Here is a 17,185-nt window from a genome sequence, read left to right as displayed (position 1 = left end):
CATCACGCCACCAGGATTTGGCCTCCCGTTCACCGAACGGTAAAGTTGATCTTGCGACGCGGGGTGGAGCAGTTCGGTAGCTCGCTGGGCTCATAACCCAGAGGTCACAGGTTCAAATCCTGTCCCCGCAACTGGCGAAAAGTCCGGATTCTGGAAACAGAATCCGGACTTTTTGGTTTAACCGGACCGGCCCATATCCCAGGGAGCGTCCGCCCCGTAGGGCCATAGAACGGGGTTATGGCGGCTCTCAATCCGGATTGGTTTTTACCTGCTCCAAAGTTCGGTAGTGTTGTTCTTGCGACGCGGGGTGGAGCAGTTCGGTAGCTCGCTGGGCTCATAACCCAGAGGTCACAGGTTCAAATCCTGTCCCCGCAACTGGCGAAAAGTCCGGATTCTGGAATCAGAATCCGGACTTTTTGGTTTAAGCGGCCCGCCCCGGGAAGGCAACCTCGGGGCTGTGGCGTCCTGCAATCACGATTGGTTCTTACCTACTCCAAAGTACGGTAGTGTTGTTCTTGCGACGCGGGGTGGAGCAGTTCGGTAGCTCGCTGGGCTCATAACCCAGAGGTCACAGGTTCAAATCCTGTCCCCGCAACCATGTAGAAGACCCCGACCGGCATTACGCCGGTCGGGGTCTTCTTTTGCCCGATTACATGTGGTTCCTAGTATTCTCGTTCGCAAGCCCTTTGAGCACCTGGTCAGTCATTCTTGAGAGGAATGTTGTTCGATGTCGACACCCACGAAGAAGCCCGGTTCCTCTACAGGCAAGCGGTCCAGGGTCTACTGGGGTGTCCCTGCCGCTCTCGTAGTGCTGGTGCTGGTGGTGCTGCTGGCGAAGTGGATGACGGGCCTTCCTGCGGTGGCCTCGTTCCTGGCCGACTATCCGGGACATTCGGAACTGCCTGAGGGCGCACCCGTCGGATTCCCGGCGTGGCTGGCCTGGCAGCACTTCCTGAATGGTTTCTTCCTGCTGCTCATCATCAGGACCGGCTGGCAGGTGCGGACCACCACCCGCCCCAGCGGCCACTGGACGCGCAACAACAAGGGCTTGATCAAGACCAGGAACGCGCCTACCAAGATCACGTTGGAGCTTTGGTTCCACCTGACGCTGGACGCATTGTGGATCCTTAATGGACTGGTGTTTGCCGTCCTCCTGTTCGCGACAGGACAGTGGACGAGGATCGTCCCCACTAGCTGGGATGTCTTTCCCAACGCGCTGTCCGCAGCCCTGCAGTACGCATCCCTGAACTGGCCCACGGAAAACGGCTGGGTCAACTACAACGCCTTGCAGTTGCTGACGTACTTCCTCACCGTCTTCATCGCCGCGCCACTTGCCTTCATCTCGGGCATCCGGACGTCCTCCGCCTGGCCCAAAAAGGCTGCCGCGCTGAACAAGGCGTACCCGATCGAACTGGCGCGGGCCATCCATTTCCCCGTCATGATCTACTTCGTGGCTTTCATCGTGGTGCATGTCTTCCTGGTACTTGCCACTGGTGCACTGCGGAACCTGAACCACATGTACGCGGTGTCCGACGGCGACGGCTGGCTCGGCTTCTGGATCTTCCTCGTGTCCGTGGCTCTGATGGTCGCGGCATGGTTCCTCGCCCGGCCCATCTTCCTGCGCCCCATTGCTTCCCTGATGGGCAAAGTCAGCCGCTGATTTCCGTGCCGGTGGACGCGTCCCTGCCTGGCTGGTCCTCCCGAAGCTTCTGATAGGTCGCAAGCGCACGCTCCCTGGACTCGGGGAGTCCCACTACGGGAGCGGGGTAGCCGTGGACATCGGTCTGCTTCCACGGTTCATGGATGGCCTTGCGGTCCATCCGGGCGAGCTCCGGAATGAACTCGCGAAGGTACCGGCCCTCGGCGTCGAACTTCTTGCTCTGCGTCACCGGATTGAAGATCCGGAAGTACGGGGATGCGTCGGCGCCTGAGCCCGCCACCCATTGCCAATTAGCGGGGTTGCTCGCCGCATCGGCATCCACCAGGGTGTCCCAGAACCACGCCTCTCCCAGGCGCCAGTCGGCCAGAAGGTTCTTGACGAGGAAGGACGCCGCGGCCATCCGGACCCGGTTATGCATCCAGCCTGTCTGCCACAGCTGCCGCATTCCCGCGTCCACCAGCGGGTAGCCGGTCCGGCCCTGCTGCCAGGCGCCCAGTTCCGCCGTGGTGGGATCCTGCCATTCGAACCGGTCGAATTCCGGCCGATAGTTTCGGGTAGCCAGCTGGGGGTTGGCATAAAGCAGCTGCCAGCAGAACTCCCGCCAGCCCAGTTCGGAGCGGAAGATCCCGACGTCGGGAGTCACTTCGCGGGGGAAGCGGCGGCGGAGCTCATGCCAGACGCGGAAAGGGCTGATCTCACCAAAACGGAGGTGCGGGGACAGCCTGGACGTGCCTTCCACCCCGGGAATGTCCCGGCCCGTGCCGTACTCCTGTGCGGGCCCGTCCAGGAAGTCCTCCAGCCTGCTGTGTGCTCCGGCTTCCCCGGGTTCCCAGGCTGCGGCCAGCCCGCCGCTCCAGTCCGGGGACACGGGCAGCAGTGACCACTCCGCCAAGGCGTCGCTGCCGGCCTGCTTCATCGAACCGGCGAATGCGGGGGAGGGCAGGCGGGCCGGCGCATCCAGCGGCGGACGCGGCTCGCCGGACGCAGTGCAGGCCCGCCAATAGGGGGTGAACACCTTGTAGGGGCCGCCGCTGCCCGTGGTGATGGTCCACGGTTCGAAGAGCAGGTTGGCCTGGAAGCTGACTGCTTCGATGCCGTTCTCCGCCGCCCAGGCCTTGAGGTCCGCGTCCAGGGACCGTTCAGGACCGCCGTAGCGGCGGTTCCACAGAACGTGCTGAGCGCCGGTTTCCGCGGCGAGCTCCCGGATCACACGGCCGGCGGGGCCTCGCCGGAGGGTGAGCGTGGAACCGGCCTCAGCAATCGCCGCGGCCAGGGACGTCAGTGAGTGGTGCAGCCACCAGCGGGCCGCGCCTCCCAAGGGACGGATTCCGGGGGATTCCTCATCGAGGATGTAGACCACCGTGAGCGGCAGTCCGAGTTCGACGGCGTGGGACAGTGCGGGGTTATCGTCCAAGCGAAGGTCATCACGGAGCCAGACGATGGAGGATGCGACGGTGGAGGCCATGGCCTCCACGCTACACACCCTCGTCAGGAGCCGCACGGCCGCATGGGGCTGGTTGCACCGCCGGTGGCACTACCGGTTGGAGGTACTGCCCGGGCACAACAAGGGCCGGGGTTCATGATGAACCCCGGCCCCGGCTGGCCCGCTCAGTGGCGGACGCGGCTGGCTACAGCTTGTCGAAGTCGGCTTCGTCGACCGTGGACGCAGACGTGGCGCCGGAAGCGCCGATGGCCGGCTTGGCGCCGCCGGACTTCAGGGCTGCCAGGCGTGCTTCGATTTCCACCTGCTCGCCGAGGTCTTCCAGCTGGTTGAACTGGGCGTCCAGGCTCGACGCGGAAAGCTCCTGCTGGCCGCGCACCTTGGCCTCTTCGCGGCGGATTTTCTCTTCGAAACGGCCAACTTCGCTGGTGGGATCCATGAAGTCGATGCTCTTGATGGCATCGTGCACCTGGGACTGCGCCGCTGCAGTCTTGGACCGGGCAACCAGCTCGTTGCGCTTGCTGGTGAGCTCGTTGAGCTTGCCCTTCATCTGATCCAGGCCCGACTTGAGCTTGTCCACTACCTCGGTCTGCGAGGCGATGCTCGGCTCAGCACCCTTGGCTTCGCTTTCCGCGGACATCTGGCGCTGCAGCGCCACCTTTGCGAGGTTGTCGAACTTCTCGGCGTCGATGCTGTCGCCGGCACCGCGGTATTCGTCTGCCTTGCGGGATGCGGCAAGGGCCTTGTTGCCCCAGTCTTGGGCGTTCTTGATGTCCTCGCGGTAGTCATCCTGGAGCATACGCAGGTTGCCGATGGTCTGGGCGACTGCGGATTCCGCCTCCGCGATGTTGTTTGTGTAGTCCCGGACCATCTGGTCCAGCATCTTCTGCGGATCCTCAGCGTTGTCCAGCAAAGTGTTGATGTTTGCCTTTGCCAGCTGTGCGATCCGGCCGAAAATGGACTGCTTAACCATGGTGTTACCTTTCGTCCTGCTCAATGGTGGCCACTGAGATCAGTGAACAGTTGTTGTACCGCTTCTCTTCGCCTGCAGGTTCGTTCCTGCCGGCGCTAGCTTGTGATGGGTCAGAAGTCCCCGCCGCCGCCGGAATCGCCGCCCCAGCCGCCGCCCATATCGCCGCCGGAGTCCCCGCCCCAGCTGCCGCCGTCGCTGTGGCCTCCGCCCCAGCCTCCGCCGCTGCCTCCATTGAGGATGGAGTTGATGAGGATACCGCCAAGGATGGCGCCACCAAGGCCGCCGCCGCCTCCGCCGCGCCCGCCGAACATGCCCCCGCCGCCGCCGAAGCCCTGGTTGGCGTAGCCACCAAAGTTGTCTACGTCAGCCTGGGCCAGCTGCGCTGCCTGAGCCGCCAGGGCGTGTGCCTGCTGGGCGTAGGTCAGCGCGGTGACTGGATCGTTGCGGGAGATGGACAGTGCATAGTCGAGGTTGCGCTGGGATTCTGCGAGCCGCGTGCGCGCTTCGGTGCCAACGCCGCCACGGCGGGCGGTGATGTAGTCCGAGGTGGCGCTGATCTGCGCCTGCGCCGACATGATGGTTTGTTGCAGCGAAGCCTGCGCGCGGCGGGCCTGGTCCTGCTGGTTCCGGATACCGGTGAGGGACTGGTCCAGGGCCTGGTGCGCTGTTTCGACGCGCTGCAGGGTGGCGATGGGATCTATCTTCCCGCCCTGGATTTCGGCCTTGACCTGACCCAGGGCTGCCTCAACACCGGCCACCGGGCCGGCCAGTTCGGGGTGCTCGCCGGACTGGATCATAGCCTTCGCCTGCGCGAGGTCCTGGGAGGTTTCGACGACGGCCGCCTCCAGGCCGTTGCGGGCCTCGTCGAGGCTGGCAGAAACCTTGGCGATGGCATCCAGGAGGACGTTGGTCTGGTGCAGGCTCTCTTCCGACGCCCGCACGGCGACCGCGGCGAGGCTGCCCTCGCCTGCGGTGAGCTTCTCCTGGGCGGTGGCCGTGGCGTTCTGCACAAAGTCCAGGCGTTCTTTGGCCTGGGTGATGTTGTCAGCGACCTGCACCAGTGCGCTGTCCGCGTACTTGGCGCGCAACGCCGTCAGTGACTGTTCGGCGCTGGCGATCTTGGCATCGGCTTCCTGCGCGCCCGCGCTGATGGCTGCCAGTGCCTGCGGGGCGTTCTTCTCGAGCTCGCGGAGAGAGTCGAAGTCGGCCTTTTGCTCCTGGAGCGAGCCGAGCGCCGCCTCTGAACGGCGGATGATCTCGCCGAGCCAGCTACGCTGCTGTTCTTCGGTGTCCGGAATGTGGTCATCAAGCTGCTGCTGGAGCTTGAAGGATTCGGACATGTGAGCCTTGGCTTCGGCCAGGGCCTTGGTGAAGTTTCCCACCGCGGCATCGCCGTACTGGGCCTCGGCGAAGCCGAGTTCCTGCTCGCTGGACTTGATGGCGTCATCGGCCTCGATGATCAGCGAGCCGCTCTTGCGCCGGAGTTCCTCGATGCTGAGCGAAGCGAGCGGATCAAGCTCGGCGCCCTGGGGGCCATAGCTGGCACTGGGCGCCTGCGCTGCCTTCTTGCGCTTGTTGCGGAAGTAAAGGTAGGCGCCGGCCCCACCGGCGGCAACTACGCCCGTGCCAACGAGCACAGCTGCGCCGGCGCCGTCACCTGGGACGTTCCCGCTGCCGCCACCTGCTGCGTCTCCGACGGCAGCCGCGGCGTTAATGGCCGCTTGGGCGTAGTCGTCATTGGCCAGCTGCGGGCCGATGGCTTTGCTTTTGATGTTTTCGATTTGGGCGGCGGTGATCTTGCTGCCGCTGGGCTTGTTCAGGATGTACTGTCTGGTCTCGGTAGCCACCGCAAAAATTAATGCATTGGGTCCGAGGTTGGCCTTTTTGGCTACCTCGTCCGTCCACGCTTCGCGGTCGGTTGGGTTTTCGAACTTCTTGACCGTGACGACATGCAGAACAGTGGCGTGGTCGGTTCCGAGCTTCTTGATGGCTTCCTGCACATCAGCCTTCTTCGAGCCGAGGACGCCGGCGGAATCCACGATCTTGGTGGAGGGATCCAGAGTCACCGGGTCTTCAGCCCAGGCCGCGCCGGCAGGAACCGCGAGCAGCCCGGTCAGGCCGATCACGGCGAGGATACGTTTGAACTTTGACCGCATGTGCAACCCTTCAGCACGACTGACACCGATTCGGGACGAATGAGCGTCTCAGAATGCAGCAGCGCCCCCACGCGTGGTGTAAAGCCGCAGGTCGCTGTGGCAATTCCTATTGATTCTATGGTGCACCTCCTGGTGCGTCCACAGCGGCGAATATGCCACCAGCGAAACCACCGGACGTGCCTGCTTGCGCGCGAATTCGGTCTCTCAGCAACCTCCCAGCCAACGTTCGCCCGAGTTCCAGCCAGACAGTACATAGTTAATGCAGACGAGGATGAAAGGAAGTCCAATGACTGAGAACCCAACCCAGGGTGCAGCGCCGGAGAACCGCAATCCGGATGAGAACCGGAATGCGGACCAGAGCCCTGCGGAGGTCCGCAGTGCCGCTGCCGGTCAGGCTAATCCGACGGAGCAGCTGGACCGCTCCGGGGTACCCGGGAACCACACCGAGCCGCTGCCGGGTGCGCCCCGTCCGGTTTATCCTCCCCGCGAGCCGTTCTATGGTCAGCAGACACCGGGCCAGCCCGCTTCCGGACACCAGTACGCCCAGCACGGAGCGCATTCGGCAGCGCCCGGCGGCTCTGCGGGCCAGCAAAACCCGGGCCAGCACAACCCAGGCCATAACGGGCCGGGCCAGTACAACGCGGGCCAGTACGCCCCAAGCCAGTACAACGCTGCCCCGAACCCGGCCGACGCGCCCCGCCGGAAGGCCACCTTCGGCGTCGGCACCCTGGTGGCCAGCATCCTGGCCGCCGGCCTCGTGGGTGGCGGCGTAGCAACAGTCGGTTCCGGCAACCTCTTCAACAACGGCTCTCCGTCGGCGGCGAGCAGCAACAGCCAGCCGGGGACCGTCATCGTCAACAACAAGGACGATGTCAACGCCATCACGGCGGCCGCGCAGAAGGCGTCCCCCAGCGTGGTGACCATCAGCGCCACCAGTGGAGGTTCCGGCGGCACCGGCTCCGGCATCATCCTGGACGACGACGGGCACATCCTCACCAACACCCACGTGGTGACCCTGGATGGCCAGAGCGCCGACGCAACCCTGGAGGTCCGCACCAGCGCCGGCAAGGTCCTCAAGGCCACGCTGGTGGGCACCGACCCCCTGTCTGACCTGGCGGTCATCAAGGTGGACGACTCTTCAGGACTCACTCCTGCAACCCTCGGCGATTCCGGCAAGCTCAACGTGGGTGACACGGCCATCGCCATCGGCTCCCCGTTGGGCCTCACAGGCACCGTTACGGACGGCATCGTGTCCACCCTCAACCGGACCATCAGTGTTGCCTCATCGGCGGCACCCAAGGAAGGTGACAAGACCGAAAGCGGCGACGGCGGCTTCCAGTTCGCCCCGCCCAACGGTGGCCAGGGCCAAAGCACCGCGAACCAGGGCTCCATCTCCATCAACGTGATCCAGACGGATGCGGCCATCAACCCCGGCAACTCCGGCGGCGCCCTGGTCAACACCAAGGGCGAAATCATCGGCGTCAATGTGGCCATCGCGTCCGCGGGCTCCGATTCTTCGTCCTCTAGCGGAAACATCGGTGTGGGCTTCAGCATCCCCATTAACAACGCCAAGCGGGTGGCTCAGGAGATTATTGACAACGGCAAGGCATCCCACGGCCAGTTGGGTGTCAGCGTCCGGGACAAGTCATCCAGCGGGACCACGTCAGGGTTCTCCGTCGGCGCTGACGTGGCCACGGTAGAGGCAAACTCACCGGCAGGCAAGGCCGGCATCAAGGTAGGCGATGTGGTGACCAAGTTCAATGACCTGGTCATCAGCGAGCCAAACCAGCTGACCGCGGCCGTCCGCGAGCAGGCCGGCGGCTCCAAGGTCAAGCTCACGGTCGTGCGCAACGGCCAGGAACAGACGTTCGACGTCACGCTTGGCACCGCAGCTGACCAGTAAGACTTGAGCCACAGAACACGCGGCACACGCTAAAACGGACGACGGCGGCGCTCACCAAAGGTGATCGCCGCCGTCGTCGTTCGTGTTCCCCGCAGGAGGCCGGGCAGCGCCGTGACACAGGCGTTAACGGGACGGCAACGGGGGACGGCTATATGGTTAGCTAGGATCTACCCGTATCCCGGGCGTTCCGAGGCCATGACCCCATCCGGCTGGCTGTCCACAAGCATGGAAGGCTGCTGTAAATACAGTGGAAGAGACATTGAAGATCATCGTCCTGGTCAAGCATGTACCGGACGCACAGTTTGACCGTCACCTCACCGGCGAGGGCTACACCACGGACCGTGACGAAAGCATCCTTTCCGAGCTGGACGAATACGCGCTGGAGGCCGCATTGCAGCTGGCTGAGGCCCGCGGTGGCGCTAAAGCCGGTAACCAGGTCATTGCGCTGAGCATGGGCGCGTCCGGTGCCGTGAACGCGGTGAAGAAATCACTCCAGATGGGCGCCACGGAAGGTGTACACCTCACCGACAGTGCGCTGGCTGGTTCAGATGCCGCCGCCACGTCGCTTGCGCTCGCGGCCGCCATTCGCCACCTCGGCACCGGCGCCCCGGTGGACCTTGTCCTCACCGGAATGGCGTCCACCGACGGCGAAACGTCCCTGGTCCCGGCCCAGCTCGCCGAGCGCCTCGGCCTGCCGCAGGTCACCTTCGCCTCCTCGCTGACGGTCGACGGCGGACGCCTCACCGCACGCCGCGACGCCGACACCTACTCGGAGACCGTCGAAGCGTCGCTGCCCGCAGTCGTATCCGTAACGGACCAGATCAACGAGCCGCGCTATCCCAACTTCAAGGGCATCATCGCGGCCAAGCGCAAGAGCATCACCACCCTGTCGCTGGCAGATATTGGGGTTGATCCCGCACACGTGGGCCACGCCGGATCGTGGACCACGGTGACTGCTGCCGAGGAACGTCCGCCGCGCACCGCCGGAACCATCATCACCGACGAAGGCGACGCCGGCATCAAGCTCGTCGACTTCCTGGCCGCCCAGAAGCTGCTCTAAGAGGGATCACAGACATGGCAAACGTACTCGTATTCATTGACAACCCCGGCGATGCCCTGAAGAAGAGCTCCCTCGAACTGCTCACCCTGGGACGTTCCCTCGGAGAGACCGCCGTTGCCGTTAACGGTGACCTGCACCGGGACGTCTCGGCCACGCTCGCCGAATACGGCGTCACCGCGGTTTACCGGCCTTCCGCCCCGGACCTGGATGACTACCTCGTCTCTGCGAAAGCGGCCTATCTCGCAGCCGCCGCCGGTGCCGCGGGTGCCGGCACGGTCCTCCTGGACAACTCGCCCGAAGGCAAAGAGATCGCGGCGCGGCTCGGCATCCGGCTCAACGCCGGCGTCATCACCGACGTCGTGGCGGTCGACGCCGACGGTACAGCGCACAAGTCGGTCCTGGCGGGTTCCTACACCACCGCTGCCAGGACCACCACGGCGGTTTCCGTGCTGACGGTGAAGGCCAACAACGTCACCCCGGAGCCGGCATCCGTGGCTTCCGCCCCGGAGACGTCCACGGTCGAAGTGCCGGCGGACGGCACCGCCACGGCGGCCCGCATCACCGGCCGCGAGCAGAAGGCGGCCAGCGGCCGCCCTGATCTGTCGGACGCCCGCATCGTGGTGGCCGGTGGACGCGGGGTGGACGGCGACTTCGGCCCCGTGGAGCAGCTTGCGGACGCCCTCGGTGCTGCCGTCGGCGCTTCCCGGGCAGCCACGGACGCCGGCTGGATCAGCCACGACGCCCAGGTGGGCCAGACCGGCAAGACCGTGTCTCCCCAGCTCTACATCTCCGCCGGTATCTCCGGTGCCATCCAGCAGAAAGCCGGGATGCAGACAGCCAAAGTCATCGTGGCCGTGAACAAAGACGCCGAGTCACCGATCTTCGAAATCGCCGATTTTGGCATCATCGGAGACCTCTTCGACGTCCTGCCGCAGGCCACCGAAGAAATCAAGAAGCGAAAAGGCTGACCCTTGGCCCACTCCGCTGCCTCAGCACAGAGCCCGTTCAATCCGGACATCCACCGGATTGGGCGGGTGCTCTGTTTCGCCGCCCACCCGGATGACATCGACTTCGGTGCGGCCGGCACCATCGCCGCCTGGACGGCCGCGGGAATCCACGTCAGCTACTGCATCATGACCGACGGCGATGCCGGCGGCTTTGACCCTGCGCACCGGGCGGAGATCATCGCCCTCAGGGCGGCCGAGCAGCGCCGGGCCGCCGAACTCGTGGGTGTGACCGACATCCACTACCTCCATGAGCGTGACGGCTACCTGGAACCGACGCACGAGGTCATGAAGGGTGTGGTGAAGCTGATCCGGGAACTCCGTCCCGACGTCGTGCTTGCCATGCATCCGGAACGGAACTGGGACCGCCTCCAGAAGAGCCACCCGGACCATCTTGCCGTGGGGGAGGCGGTGACCCGGGCCGTCTATCCAGCTGTGGAAAACCCGTTCGCCTATCCGGAGCTGGCTGAGGCGGGCCTCGAGGCGTACAAGCTGCCGTGGCTGTGGCTCTACGCCGGGCCGGAAGAGCGCGACAACCACTTTGTGGACGTCACCGACCATGTGGACGCCAAACTTGAGGCGATCCACGTGCACGTGAGCCAGCATCCCGACGTCGGCGCCATGGAATCGGCGGTGCGCAATGGCATGCACGTGAATGCCCGGCGTGCTGGCTTTGCCGAGGGCCGCAGCGCCGAAACCTTCCACGTAGTCGCCGTGAACGGTCCGGGGACCATCGCCGGCTTCTAGGACTTCCCGTAGTGGGGCGGCTGGCCTGTGGCGCAGCCGCCCCCCGGGCTCAGGCGCCCAGCGGTGCGGCGGCCACGGTGGGGAACGTCGGGGCGGCCGAGCCGCCTACGGGCTCCACGGTGATTCCGAGCGCTGCGGCGGACGCAATGCCCTTCACCACGGCTGGCTTCGACAGGGCTGCTTCGTCCATCAGGCCCTGGGAAACCGGTGCCGAGCCGTCCTTCGGGATCAGCCACATCTGGTAGACCTTGCCGGCCGGCGGCGCGGGTACACCGTTCATCTTGACCACCACGGCATCCTTGGATGACGAAATCAGCACGGTGGCGGTGCCGCCGGCGGAGACGGGCACGGATGCTTCGCGGACGTCCCCGGCCCGGACCACCTGGTTCAGGGGGTCGTTCTGGTCTGAGATGTACGCGCCCACGCCTACACCGCCGAGGGCGATCACGGCGGCTGCCGCCACGGCGGTGAGCCAGCGGCGGGCGCCGGCAGGCCGGCGTCGTTCTTCCCGGCGGACCCTGGCGGCGGCGAGCTCATCCAGGGCTTCTGCCGGCGTCTGTTCGGCCGGTGTGGCCATGGCGGCAGGAGCAGCCATGGCCGCGGTGGGACCAGCGGCAGGCAACTGCGCGAGGGACGGCAACTGCGACACGATACGGGCGAAAAGATCAGCGGGCGGCTCCGCCTCAGCCGTGAAGGACGTCGCGAGAGTCTCCCTGGCCTGGCGGACACGCTCAAGGAAGGCGTTGCGCTCGGCGGCGGGCGCGGCCGAGATGTAGCGGTCAATGGCGGCGCGTTCGGTATCGCTGATCGCGTCCAGGGCGTAGAGCTCGGCGAGATCGACGGCCCGCCCGGATTCGAGGTCGGCAGCGATCTCAGTTCCGAAAGAGCCGGGACGGCGGGTGCCTCCCTGACTATTCATTTCTGTCATCTCAACTCACCCCCAGACAGGTCTTCAAGCGGATCAGTCCGTCGCGGATGCGGGACTTGATGGTGGGTACTGCTGCGTTTAGCTTTTCCGCGACTTCGCGGTAAGTGAGGCCGCCGTAGTAGGCAAGACGCACGGATTCCTGTTGTGTATCGGTCAGCGTTTCCAGGCACCGGACCACCGCCTCGGCCTCGAGCCTGCTGTCCACCTCGGCGGAGACGGAGTCGTGGTCCACGTCCTGGCTGCTGGCGCCGTACTTGGCCTCACGGTCGGTGGCCGACTGCGAGGAACGGACCTTGTCCACCGCCCGACGGTGCGAGATGGTCATCAGCCACGACAGCGGACTGCCCGCTTCCGGGTTGAACTTCGCGGCGTTCTGCCAGACCTGGAGGAAAACCTCCTGCGTGGTGTCTTCGCTGAGTTCGGGATCGATGAGGACCCGCCGCGCCATGCCGAACACCCTGCGCGATGTCAATTGGTAGAATTCGGCAAACGCGGCCTGGTCGCCGCCGGCTATGCGAGCTAGCAGCCCGGCCAAGCGCTTGCTGAGATCCGCCGGTGAGTCTGTGACTGCGGCCGGGGCCTCGGGGTTTGGCGCATTGGGAGTTTCCATCACTACCCAGCATAAGTCGCCCGGCGGTGAAACCGGGGCATCGCGGCCGGTGCTGCCCCTGTTAAAAGGGATAGCCGGCGCCGCCCGCCTCGTCTTTAGCAGTGTCACCTGCCGCTCCTTCCTCGCCCCGGAATTGCTGTCAGGAGTGATTCGGTGCGGGCAGCCCTGCGGATGGGCCGCGCGGGCGCTCAAGACTGGGCGCCGGAAAATCCCTGCTGACGCCACGCCTCGTAGACGGCAATGGACGCCGCGTTGGCCAGGTTCAGCGAACGCAGGGACGGCAGCATGGGAAGCCGGACGGTGGCCGTGACACGCGGATCTTTCTTGAGATGTTCGGGCAGGCCTACCGATTCCTGCCCGAACATCAGCACATCGCCGGGACGGTAGGTGATGTCCGCGTAGCTGGCGGTGCCGTCCGAGGTGAAGGCGTACACACGCTCCGGCTGCAGTTTGCGCCAGGCATCCTCGATGCTTTTGTGGACGGTGACGACGGCGAGGTCGTGGTAGTCCAGGCCGGCACGCCGGAGCTTGGCGTCGGAGAAATCAAAGCCGAGGGGTTCCACCAGGTGCAGTTCGGCGCCGGTGATGGCTGCCAGCCGGATCGCATTGCCGGTGTTGCCGGGGATTTCGGGGGCGTGGAAGAGGATTCGGAACACCGTCCAATCCTAGTCAACCAATCCGGGTCAACGGTTCAGTGCATGCCGCGAAGAAGCCTGGCCAGCACGGACACATTGACGGTGTTGGGCGTGGGGCCGGAGGAGAGGAATTGTTTGAGGCCGCGGACCAGACCTGCTGCGTTGACCACCTGAATGGCTTCGGAGCTGCCGGTGGCTCGCCGGTGGCGGTCGATGACGGGTTCATGGAGGTTGCCGTCTGCGCTGTGGATGACTGTCCAGCCGGTGACGTTCAGTTCCGGGAAGATGTCCTGCATGGCCCGGACCACGTGGGCCAGCTGCGGCGGCGCGATGGAACGTCCGCCGTGCCTGAGGGTTTGTCCGTCCCACGCGTAGGCGCCTTTTGGAAGGAGCATGGACCCGATAAGGGCCAGCCGGTAGCCGGACAGGAGGGCGTGGTCGATGTGGCTGTTGTCAGCGGGGGACTGCAGGCCGTTTACCAGCCGGGCGGCAGGAACCGCAGGCAGGACCTGGCGAGTGATGAGCTGCACGGTGCGCAGTTCACGCTGGATCCTCGCCTCAGCGCCAAAAATGCCCCGTTTGCGAGGCATCCCGTGGACCTGTTGGCTGGCATGGGCGAACGGGATGAGCGGTACCGTGCCCGACGCCTCGTAGGCCGCAGCATCGTAGGGCGGGACGTAAACGGGCGGGTCGCCTGCGGTGTTCCGGGGCGTGGGATTCCTGTGCACGGTGGCCGAGGCGTGGCTGCCCGCCGCTGGCGCATCAAAGTGCGGCCCCGCGGCGGAATCGTCTGTGTTGCGGGATGATCCTGCGGAATAGGAGCGGTCGTAGGCCTTTCGGCGCGTCGGGTCTATCAGGGTTTCGTACGCCGCCGTCACCCGCCGGAAAGCAGCGGCGTCCCCGCCATGGTCAGGATGGGCCTTTCGCGCGGCCCGGCGGTAGGCCACCTTGATCTCCTTGTCGGTGGCCGTCACGGCGACACGGAGCACCTCGTAGTAGGAGCTGCTGCTCTCGGTCAAGCACTCATCCTTCTTCTTCGTCTGGCCAGTCCACGGCACGCAGCCCGGTGGGCCCCAGTTTACGGCCTGCCCACACAACGTCTGCGCAGGCCTCAGTGGTTCCCTCGGCTGGCATAATTCAGCCCATGAGGATCGCCGTCGCCGTCAACCCGCAGGCTTCCTTCGGCAAACAACACTCCGCGGGAGCGGTGGCCATCCACCAATTCCGTTCGGCAGGCGAGGACGTGCTGGAGCTGCGGGCGGAAAGCGGCGTCCGGCTTGAGCAGGAGGTACGGGCCGCCCTGGCGGCGGGCATTGATGCGCTGGTGCTTGTAGGCGGTGACGGTCTGGTGCACCTGGCGGTGAACGTGCTGGCAGGGTCGGAGTGGGCCCGCGTGCCGTTGGGGATCGTGCCCAGCGGAACAGGCAATGATATGGCCAGGGCGCTGGGCATACCGCTCAACGACGTCCCGGCGGCCTGCAGCCGCATCACCTCGGCAATGGTGACCGATGGCCGGCCCATGGACCTGGGCCGGGTTACCGGCGACGGTCCGCCCCGCTATTTTGCCGGCGTAGTCTCGGCAGGTTTCGATGCCGCCGTCAATGCCAGGGCAAACGCCTGGCGCTGGCCGCGCGGGCGGTCCCGCTACAACCTTGCCATGGTGCGCGAGCTGGCCACTTTCCGTGCCATCGACTACACCGTCACCGATTTCACAGCGTCCGACGACGGCGACACCTGGCGGCAGGGCGCCATGCTGATCTCCGTGGCCAACGGTCAGTCGATCGGCGGCGGCATGAGGATCACGCCCGCGGCCCGCATCGACGATGGGCTCCTGGACCTGTTCATCGTCAAACCCCTGTCGCGTGCTGCCTTCCTGGCAGTGTTTCCCAAGGTTTTCTCCGGCCGGCATCTCGGGCACCCGGCCGTGGAGATCCGGCAGGTCCGGAAGGTGCGGATTTCGGCTGCCAACATCAATGCCTATGCCGACGGCGAGAGCATTGGTGCGCTGCCCCTGACCATCGAGGTGGCGCCCGACGCCGTCCGCGTGCTCGCGTAGGCGCCGCGGACGGCGTCTAGACTCTTTGAGGATGACGGCAGGCTGGCCGTCCGGGCGAACAAATTGGGGTGGACGTGAAGGCACAGGCGGCTGTATTCGTGGCGGGGACGCTGCTGGGCATGACAGCACTGGGAGGCTGCAGTGTTGGTGTGCCCGATCCGACCGCCCCGAAAGTGGAGCCAACCGGCACCGCCCTGGCCACCCCTACCATTACCCCCGGCCATGACGCAGAAGCAGTGGCCGGAAAGGACATGCCGTTCTCCGCCGGCGGTTCCCTGGCTGCCGGGGTCCCCGTATCGATCTCGGACGGACTGAAGGAAGTGCCCGGCTGGCAGCAGGTCAAGGATAACGTGGCCGGCGAGAGTCAGTACCTGAAGGGAGATGGCTGCGTCGTGGCGGCCAAGGTCCGCACCAATCAGGTCCCGCTGGTGCGCGAGGACGACAAAGAGTCAACCATCGGCCTCTTCACGTACCTTGATCCGACCATCCTGCCTGGTTACCTGAAGACCGGGACGCTGCGGTGGGGCGGCGAGGTTGGCAAGCCGGGGCCATCGACCGAGGTGTTGGTGCTGGAGAAACCCGGCCAACCGGGCGTCAGGCCCACGGCGGTGATGGCGCGAGTGTTCGGCACCGCCGCATCATCGGTCTACATTTCCGTGGCCTGCCCGGACGACGCCGCTCTGGCAGCCGCCCGGGCCGACGTCGCAGAACGCCTACTGGTGGTTCCGCCGTCGAATTAGCCGTGCCGGTTCCGCCGTCGAACTAGGCGAGCCGGTTACCTGCCGTGCCTGCGCCAGGAACCGGCAGGGGAAAGGCGGTTCAGGGCGAGTGCGCCCACAAGCAGGCCGAAGTCCCGCAAAGCAACGTCGTAGAAGCTGCCCAGGACCAGCAGGTTAAGGATGATGCCCAGCAGCCAGACGGCAACCAGCAGGGAACCGAACCGGGGACGGACCGCCACCGCGAGGCCGGCGACGATCTCCACGACGCCCACGATGTACATAAAGGTCTGCGCCGACACCGGCACCACGGTGGTGGCAACGGGCGCAAGGTAGATGGTCCAGTCCGTCAGGATATTGGTGAACTTGTCCAGACCGAAGAGAATCGGTGCGACGGTGAATGCTGTTCGCAGCAGGAAGAACGCCTGCCGGTTCGGGGCCATCGACTGAAGCCGACCGCCCGCGTCGATGTCCGCGTTGGTTGTCATGGTGGACTCCTTCTAAAAGTAGATACTATTATTTTAGAAAGATCAAGACAATTAAGCAATGGATGTTGTTTTTAGATTTAGGGGGACAGCGTGCGCAGACTTCCGTGGGGCCGCCGCATGGCCGCCGTCGCGTCATTGGGCGACGAGAAGCGCCGGCAGCTTTTTGAACTGATCGCCGCCTCGGATGCCGCCGTAGGGCGCGATGAGGCAGCGCTGGCCCTCGAGCTGCCAAGGAGTACGGCATCCTTCCATCTCGACAGGCTGGTCCAGGACGGACTCCTGGCCGTGGAATTTCACAAGGCTGCCGGGAAGTCGGGTCCAGGCTCCGGGCGGCCGGCGAAAATGTACCGGCAGGCAGTGGGCGAGGTCGGGGCATCCGTGCCTGACCGCAACTATGATCTCGCTGCCGAGCTGTTGGTCGCAGCCATCGAGAACTCCACAGCGACCGGCGGCGCGGTGCGCGATTCGCTGCTGGCAACGTCGTACGGCAAGGGCCAGGCGCTGGCCTCCGGCGCCGCAACCCTGCGGGACTTCCTCGACGGAGAAGGGTACGAGCCCCGGCCTGACGGCGCGGGCGGCTTTGTGCTGGCTAACTGCCCGTTCCATCGGCTCTCGGACGGGCACCCGGACGTGGTCTGCACCATGAACGGTTCATTCCTGCAGGGCGCGGCAGCGGCATGCGGGGAGCCGGAGGAGCGCGTGGCGCCGAACAGTGAACCGGGCCAGTGCTGTGCCAGGATCACCCCCCGCCATGACGCCTGATCGGGCAGGGCCGCGGCTGCACGCCCTGCCCGCCGCTAGAATTGAA

The 17,185-nt window shown here is 65.4% G+C and carries 16 protein-coding genes and 3 tRNA genes; 11 read left to right on the top strand and 8 right to left on the bottom strand.

Annotated features, from left to right (window positions below; translation table 11 throughout):
- Positions 1-57 precede the first annotated feature (57 nt).
- From ACZY0Q_RS05700 to ACZY0Q_RS05685, 4 genes are all read left to right on the top strand, one after another.
- Positions 58-131 (top strand) — tRNA-Met (locus ACZY0Q_RS05700).
- 170 nt (positions 132-301) lie between these two features.
- Positions 302-375 (top strand) — tRNA-Met (locus tag ACZY0Q_RS05695).
- Between the two features lie 146 nt (positions 376-521).
- Positions 522-598 (top strand) — tRNA-Met (locus ACZY0Q_RS05690).
- Positions 599-727: 129 nt separating this feature from the next.
- On the top strand, positions 728-1,660 hold the full coding sequence (locus ACZY0Q_RS05685; RefSeq protein WP_463915210.1) for a cytochrome b/b6 domain-containing protein: 933 nt from the start codon (positions 728-730) through the stop codon (positions 1,658-1,660).
- Here the strand turns inward: ACZY0Q_RS05685 and ACZY0Q_RS05680 are convergent.
- From ACZY0Q_RS05680 to ACZY0Q_RS05670, 3 genes are all read right to left on the bottom strand, one after another.
- Positions 1,650-3,125: a cryptochrome/photolyase family protein gene (locus tag ACZY0Q_RS05680; protein ID WP_463915209.1), complete on the bottom strand. Its 1,476-nt coding sequence runs from the start codon at positions 3,123-3,125 to the stop codon at positions 1,650-1,652. The genes ACZY0Q_RS05685 and ACZY0Q_RS05680 overlap by 11 nt on opposite strands.
- Before the next feature lie 163 nt (positions 3,126-3,288).
- Positions 3,289-4,074: a PspA/IM30 family protein gene (locus ACZY0Q_RS05675; RefSeq protein ID WP_463915208.1), complete on the bottom strand. Its 786-nt coding sequence runs from the start codon at positions 4,072-4,074 to the stop codon at positions 3,289-3,291.
- A 110-nt stretch (positions 4,075-4,184) separates the two neighbouring features.
- On the bottom strand, positions 4,185-6,230 hold the full coding sequence (locus ACZY0Q_RS05670; RefSeq protein WP_463915207.1) for a TPM domain-containing protein: 2,046 nt from the start codon (positions 6,228-6,230) through the stop codon (positions 4,185-4,187).
- A 286-nt stretch (positions 6,231-6,516) separates the two neighbouring features.
- Between ACZY0Q_RS05670 and ACZY0Q_RS05665 the strand changes: the two genes are divergently transcribed.
- The 4 genes from ACZY0Q_RS05665 to ACZY0Q_RS05650 all read left to right on the top strand — a co-directional run bounded on the left by ACZY0Q_RS05665 (position 6,517) and on the right by ACZY0Q_RS05650 (position 10,944).
- Entirely contained in the window at positions 6,517-8,133 is a 1,617-nt protein-coding gene (locus tag ACZY0Q_RS05665) for a S1C family serine protease (protein ID WP_463915206.1), read from the top strand.
- Positions 8,134-8,392: 259 nt separating this feature from the next.
- Positions 8,393-9,193, top strand: coding sequence for an electron transfer flavoprotein subunit beta/FixA family protein (locus ACZY0Q_RS05660; protein ID WP_160678999.1), 801 nt, complete (start codon positions 8,393-8,395; stop codon positions 9,191-9,193).
- 14 nt (positions 9,194-9,207) lie between these two features.
- Positions 9,208-10,161 (top strand): electron transfer flavoprotein subunit alpha/FixB family protein, encoded by a 954-nt coding sequence (locus ACZY0Q_RS05655; protein WP_463915205.1) that lies wholly within the window; start codon positions 9,208-9,210, stop codon positions 10,159-10,161.
- A gap of 3 nt (positions 10,162-10,164) precedes the next feature.
- Positions 10,165-10,944, top strand: coding sequence for a PIG-L deacetylase family protein (locus ACZY0Q_RS05650; RefSeq protein WP_463915204.1), 780 nt, complete (start codon positions 10,165-10,167; stop codon positions 10,942-10,944).
- 49 nt (positions 10,945-10,993) lie between these two features.
- Here the strand turns inward: ACZY0Q_RS05650 and ACZY0Q_RS05645 are convergent, their stop codons facing one another.
- The 4 genes from ACZY0Q_RS05645 to ACZY0Q_RS05630 all read right to left on the bottom strand — a co-directional run bounded on the left by ACZY0Q_RS05645 (position 10,994) and on the right by ACZY0Q_RS05630 (position 14,136).
- Positions 10,994-11,872, bottom strand: a complete 879-nt coding sequence (locus ACZY0Q_RS05645) for an anti-sigma factor (RefSeq protein ID WP_463915203.1) — start codon at positions 11,870-11,872, stop codon at positions 10,994-10,996.
- A gap of 1 nt (position 11,873) precedes the next feature.
- A complete protein-coding gene (locus ACZY0Q_RS05640; protein ID WP_463915202.1) occupies positions 11,874-12,482 on the bottom strand; it encodes a sigma-70 family RNA polymerase sigma factor in 609 nt (202 codons plus the stop codon).
- A gap of 188 nt (positions 12,483-12,670) precedes the next feature.
- Positions 12,671-13,138, bottom strand: coding sequence for a tRNA (cytidine(34)-2'-O)-methyltransferase (locus ACZY0Q_RS05635; RefSeq protein WP_463915201.1), 468 nt, complete (start codon positions 13,136-13,138; stop codon positions 12,671-12,673).
- 35 nt (positions 13,139-13,173) lie between these two features.
- A complete protein-coding gene (locus ACZY0Q_RS05630; protein WP_463915200.1) occupies positions 13,174-14,136 on the bottom strand; it encodes a J domain-containing protein in 963 nt (320 codons plus the stop codon).
- A gap of 125 nt (positions 14,137-14,261) precedes the next feature.
- On the opposite strand from ACZY0Q_RS05630, the gene ACZY0Q_RS05625 reads away from it, so the two are divergent.
- Together ACZY0Q_RS05625 and ACZY0Q_RS05620 are read left to right on the top strand one after the other, a co-directional pair.
- Entirely contained in the window at positions 14,262-15,173 is a 912-nt protein-coding gene (locus tag ACZY0Q_RS05625) for a diacylglycerol/lipid kinase family protein (protein WP_463915199.1), read from the top strand.
- Positions 15,174-15,241: 68 nt separating this feature from the next.
- Entirely contained in the window at positions 15,242-15,913 is a 672-nt protein-coding gene (locus tag ACZY0Q_RS05620; RefSeq protein ID WP_463915198.1) for a hypothetical protein, read from the top strand.
- Between the two features lie 35 nt (positions 15,914-15,948).
- Here ACZY0Q_RS05620 and ACZY0Q_RS05615 read toward each other — a convergent pair whose 3' ends face one another.
- Complete coding sequence (locus tag ACZY0Q_RS05615) at positions 15,949-16,377, bottom strand: hypothetical protein (protein ID WP_463915197.1); 429 nt, start codon at positions 16,375-16,377, stop codon at positions 15,949-15,951.
- 90 nt (positions 16,378-16,467) lie between these two features.
- On the opposite strand from ACZY0Q_RS05615, the gene ACZY0Q_RS05610 reads away from it, so the two are divergent.
- Positions 16,468-17,139, top strand: a complete 672-nt coding sequence (locus ACZY0Q_RS05610) for a helix-turn-helix transcriptional regulator (RefSeq protein ID WP_463915196.1) — start codon at positions 16,468-16,470, stop codon at positions 17,137-17,139.
- Positions 17,140-17,185: the final 46 nt, after the last annotated feature.

This window comes from Pseudarthrobacter lactosi, from assembly GCF_055412785.1.
The sequence above is the reverse complement of the archived record's forward strand: the minus strand, read 5'-3'. Positions and strand labels throughout refer to the sequence as shown.

Bases quoted from the DNA above. Each gene is read 5' to 3' on its own strand.
- ACZY0Q_RS05675 (WP_463915208.1), bottom strand. From the start codon at position 4,074: ATGGTTAAGCAGTCCATTTTCGGCCGGATCGCACAGCTGGCAAAGGCA.
- ACZY0Q_RS05625 (WP_463915199.1), top strand. From the start codon at position 14,262: ATGAGGATCGCCGTCGCCGTCAACCCGCAGGCTTCCTTCGGCAAACAA.
- ACZY0Q_RS05680 (WP_463915209.1), bottom strand. From the start codon at position 3,125: ATGGCCTCCACCGTCGCATCCTCCATCGTCTGGCTCCGTGATGACCTT.
- ACZY0Q_RS05655 (WP_463915205.1), top strand. From the start codon at position 9,208: ATGGCAAACGTACTCGTATTCATTGACAACCCCGGCGATGCCCTGAAG.
- ACZY0Q_RS05615 (WP_463915197.1), bottom strand. From the start codon at position 16,377: ATGACAACCAACGCGGACATCGACGCGGGCGGTCGGCTTCAGTCGATG.
- ACZY0Q_RS05640 (WP_463915202.1), bottom strand. From the start codon at position 12,482: ATGGAAACTCCCAATGCGCCAAACCCCGAGGCCCCGGCCGCAGTCACA.
- ACZY0Q_RS05665 (WP_463915206.1), top strand. From the start codon at position 6,517: ATGACTGAGAACCCAACCCAGGGTGCAGCGCCGGAGAACCGCAATCCG.
- ACZY0Q_RS05670 (WP_463915207.1), bottom strand. From the start codon at position 6,230: ATGCGGTCAAAGTTCAAACGTATCCTCGCCGTGATCGGCCTGACCGGG.
- ACZY0Q_RS05685 (WP_463915210.1), top strand. From the start codon at position 728: ATGTCGACACCCACGAAGAAGCCCGGTTCCTCTACAGGCAAGCGGTCC.
- ACZY0Q_RS05645 (WP_463915203.1), bottom strand. From the start codon at position 11,872: ATGACAGAAATGAATAGTCAGGGAGGCACCCGCCGTCCCGGCTCTTTC.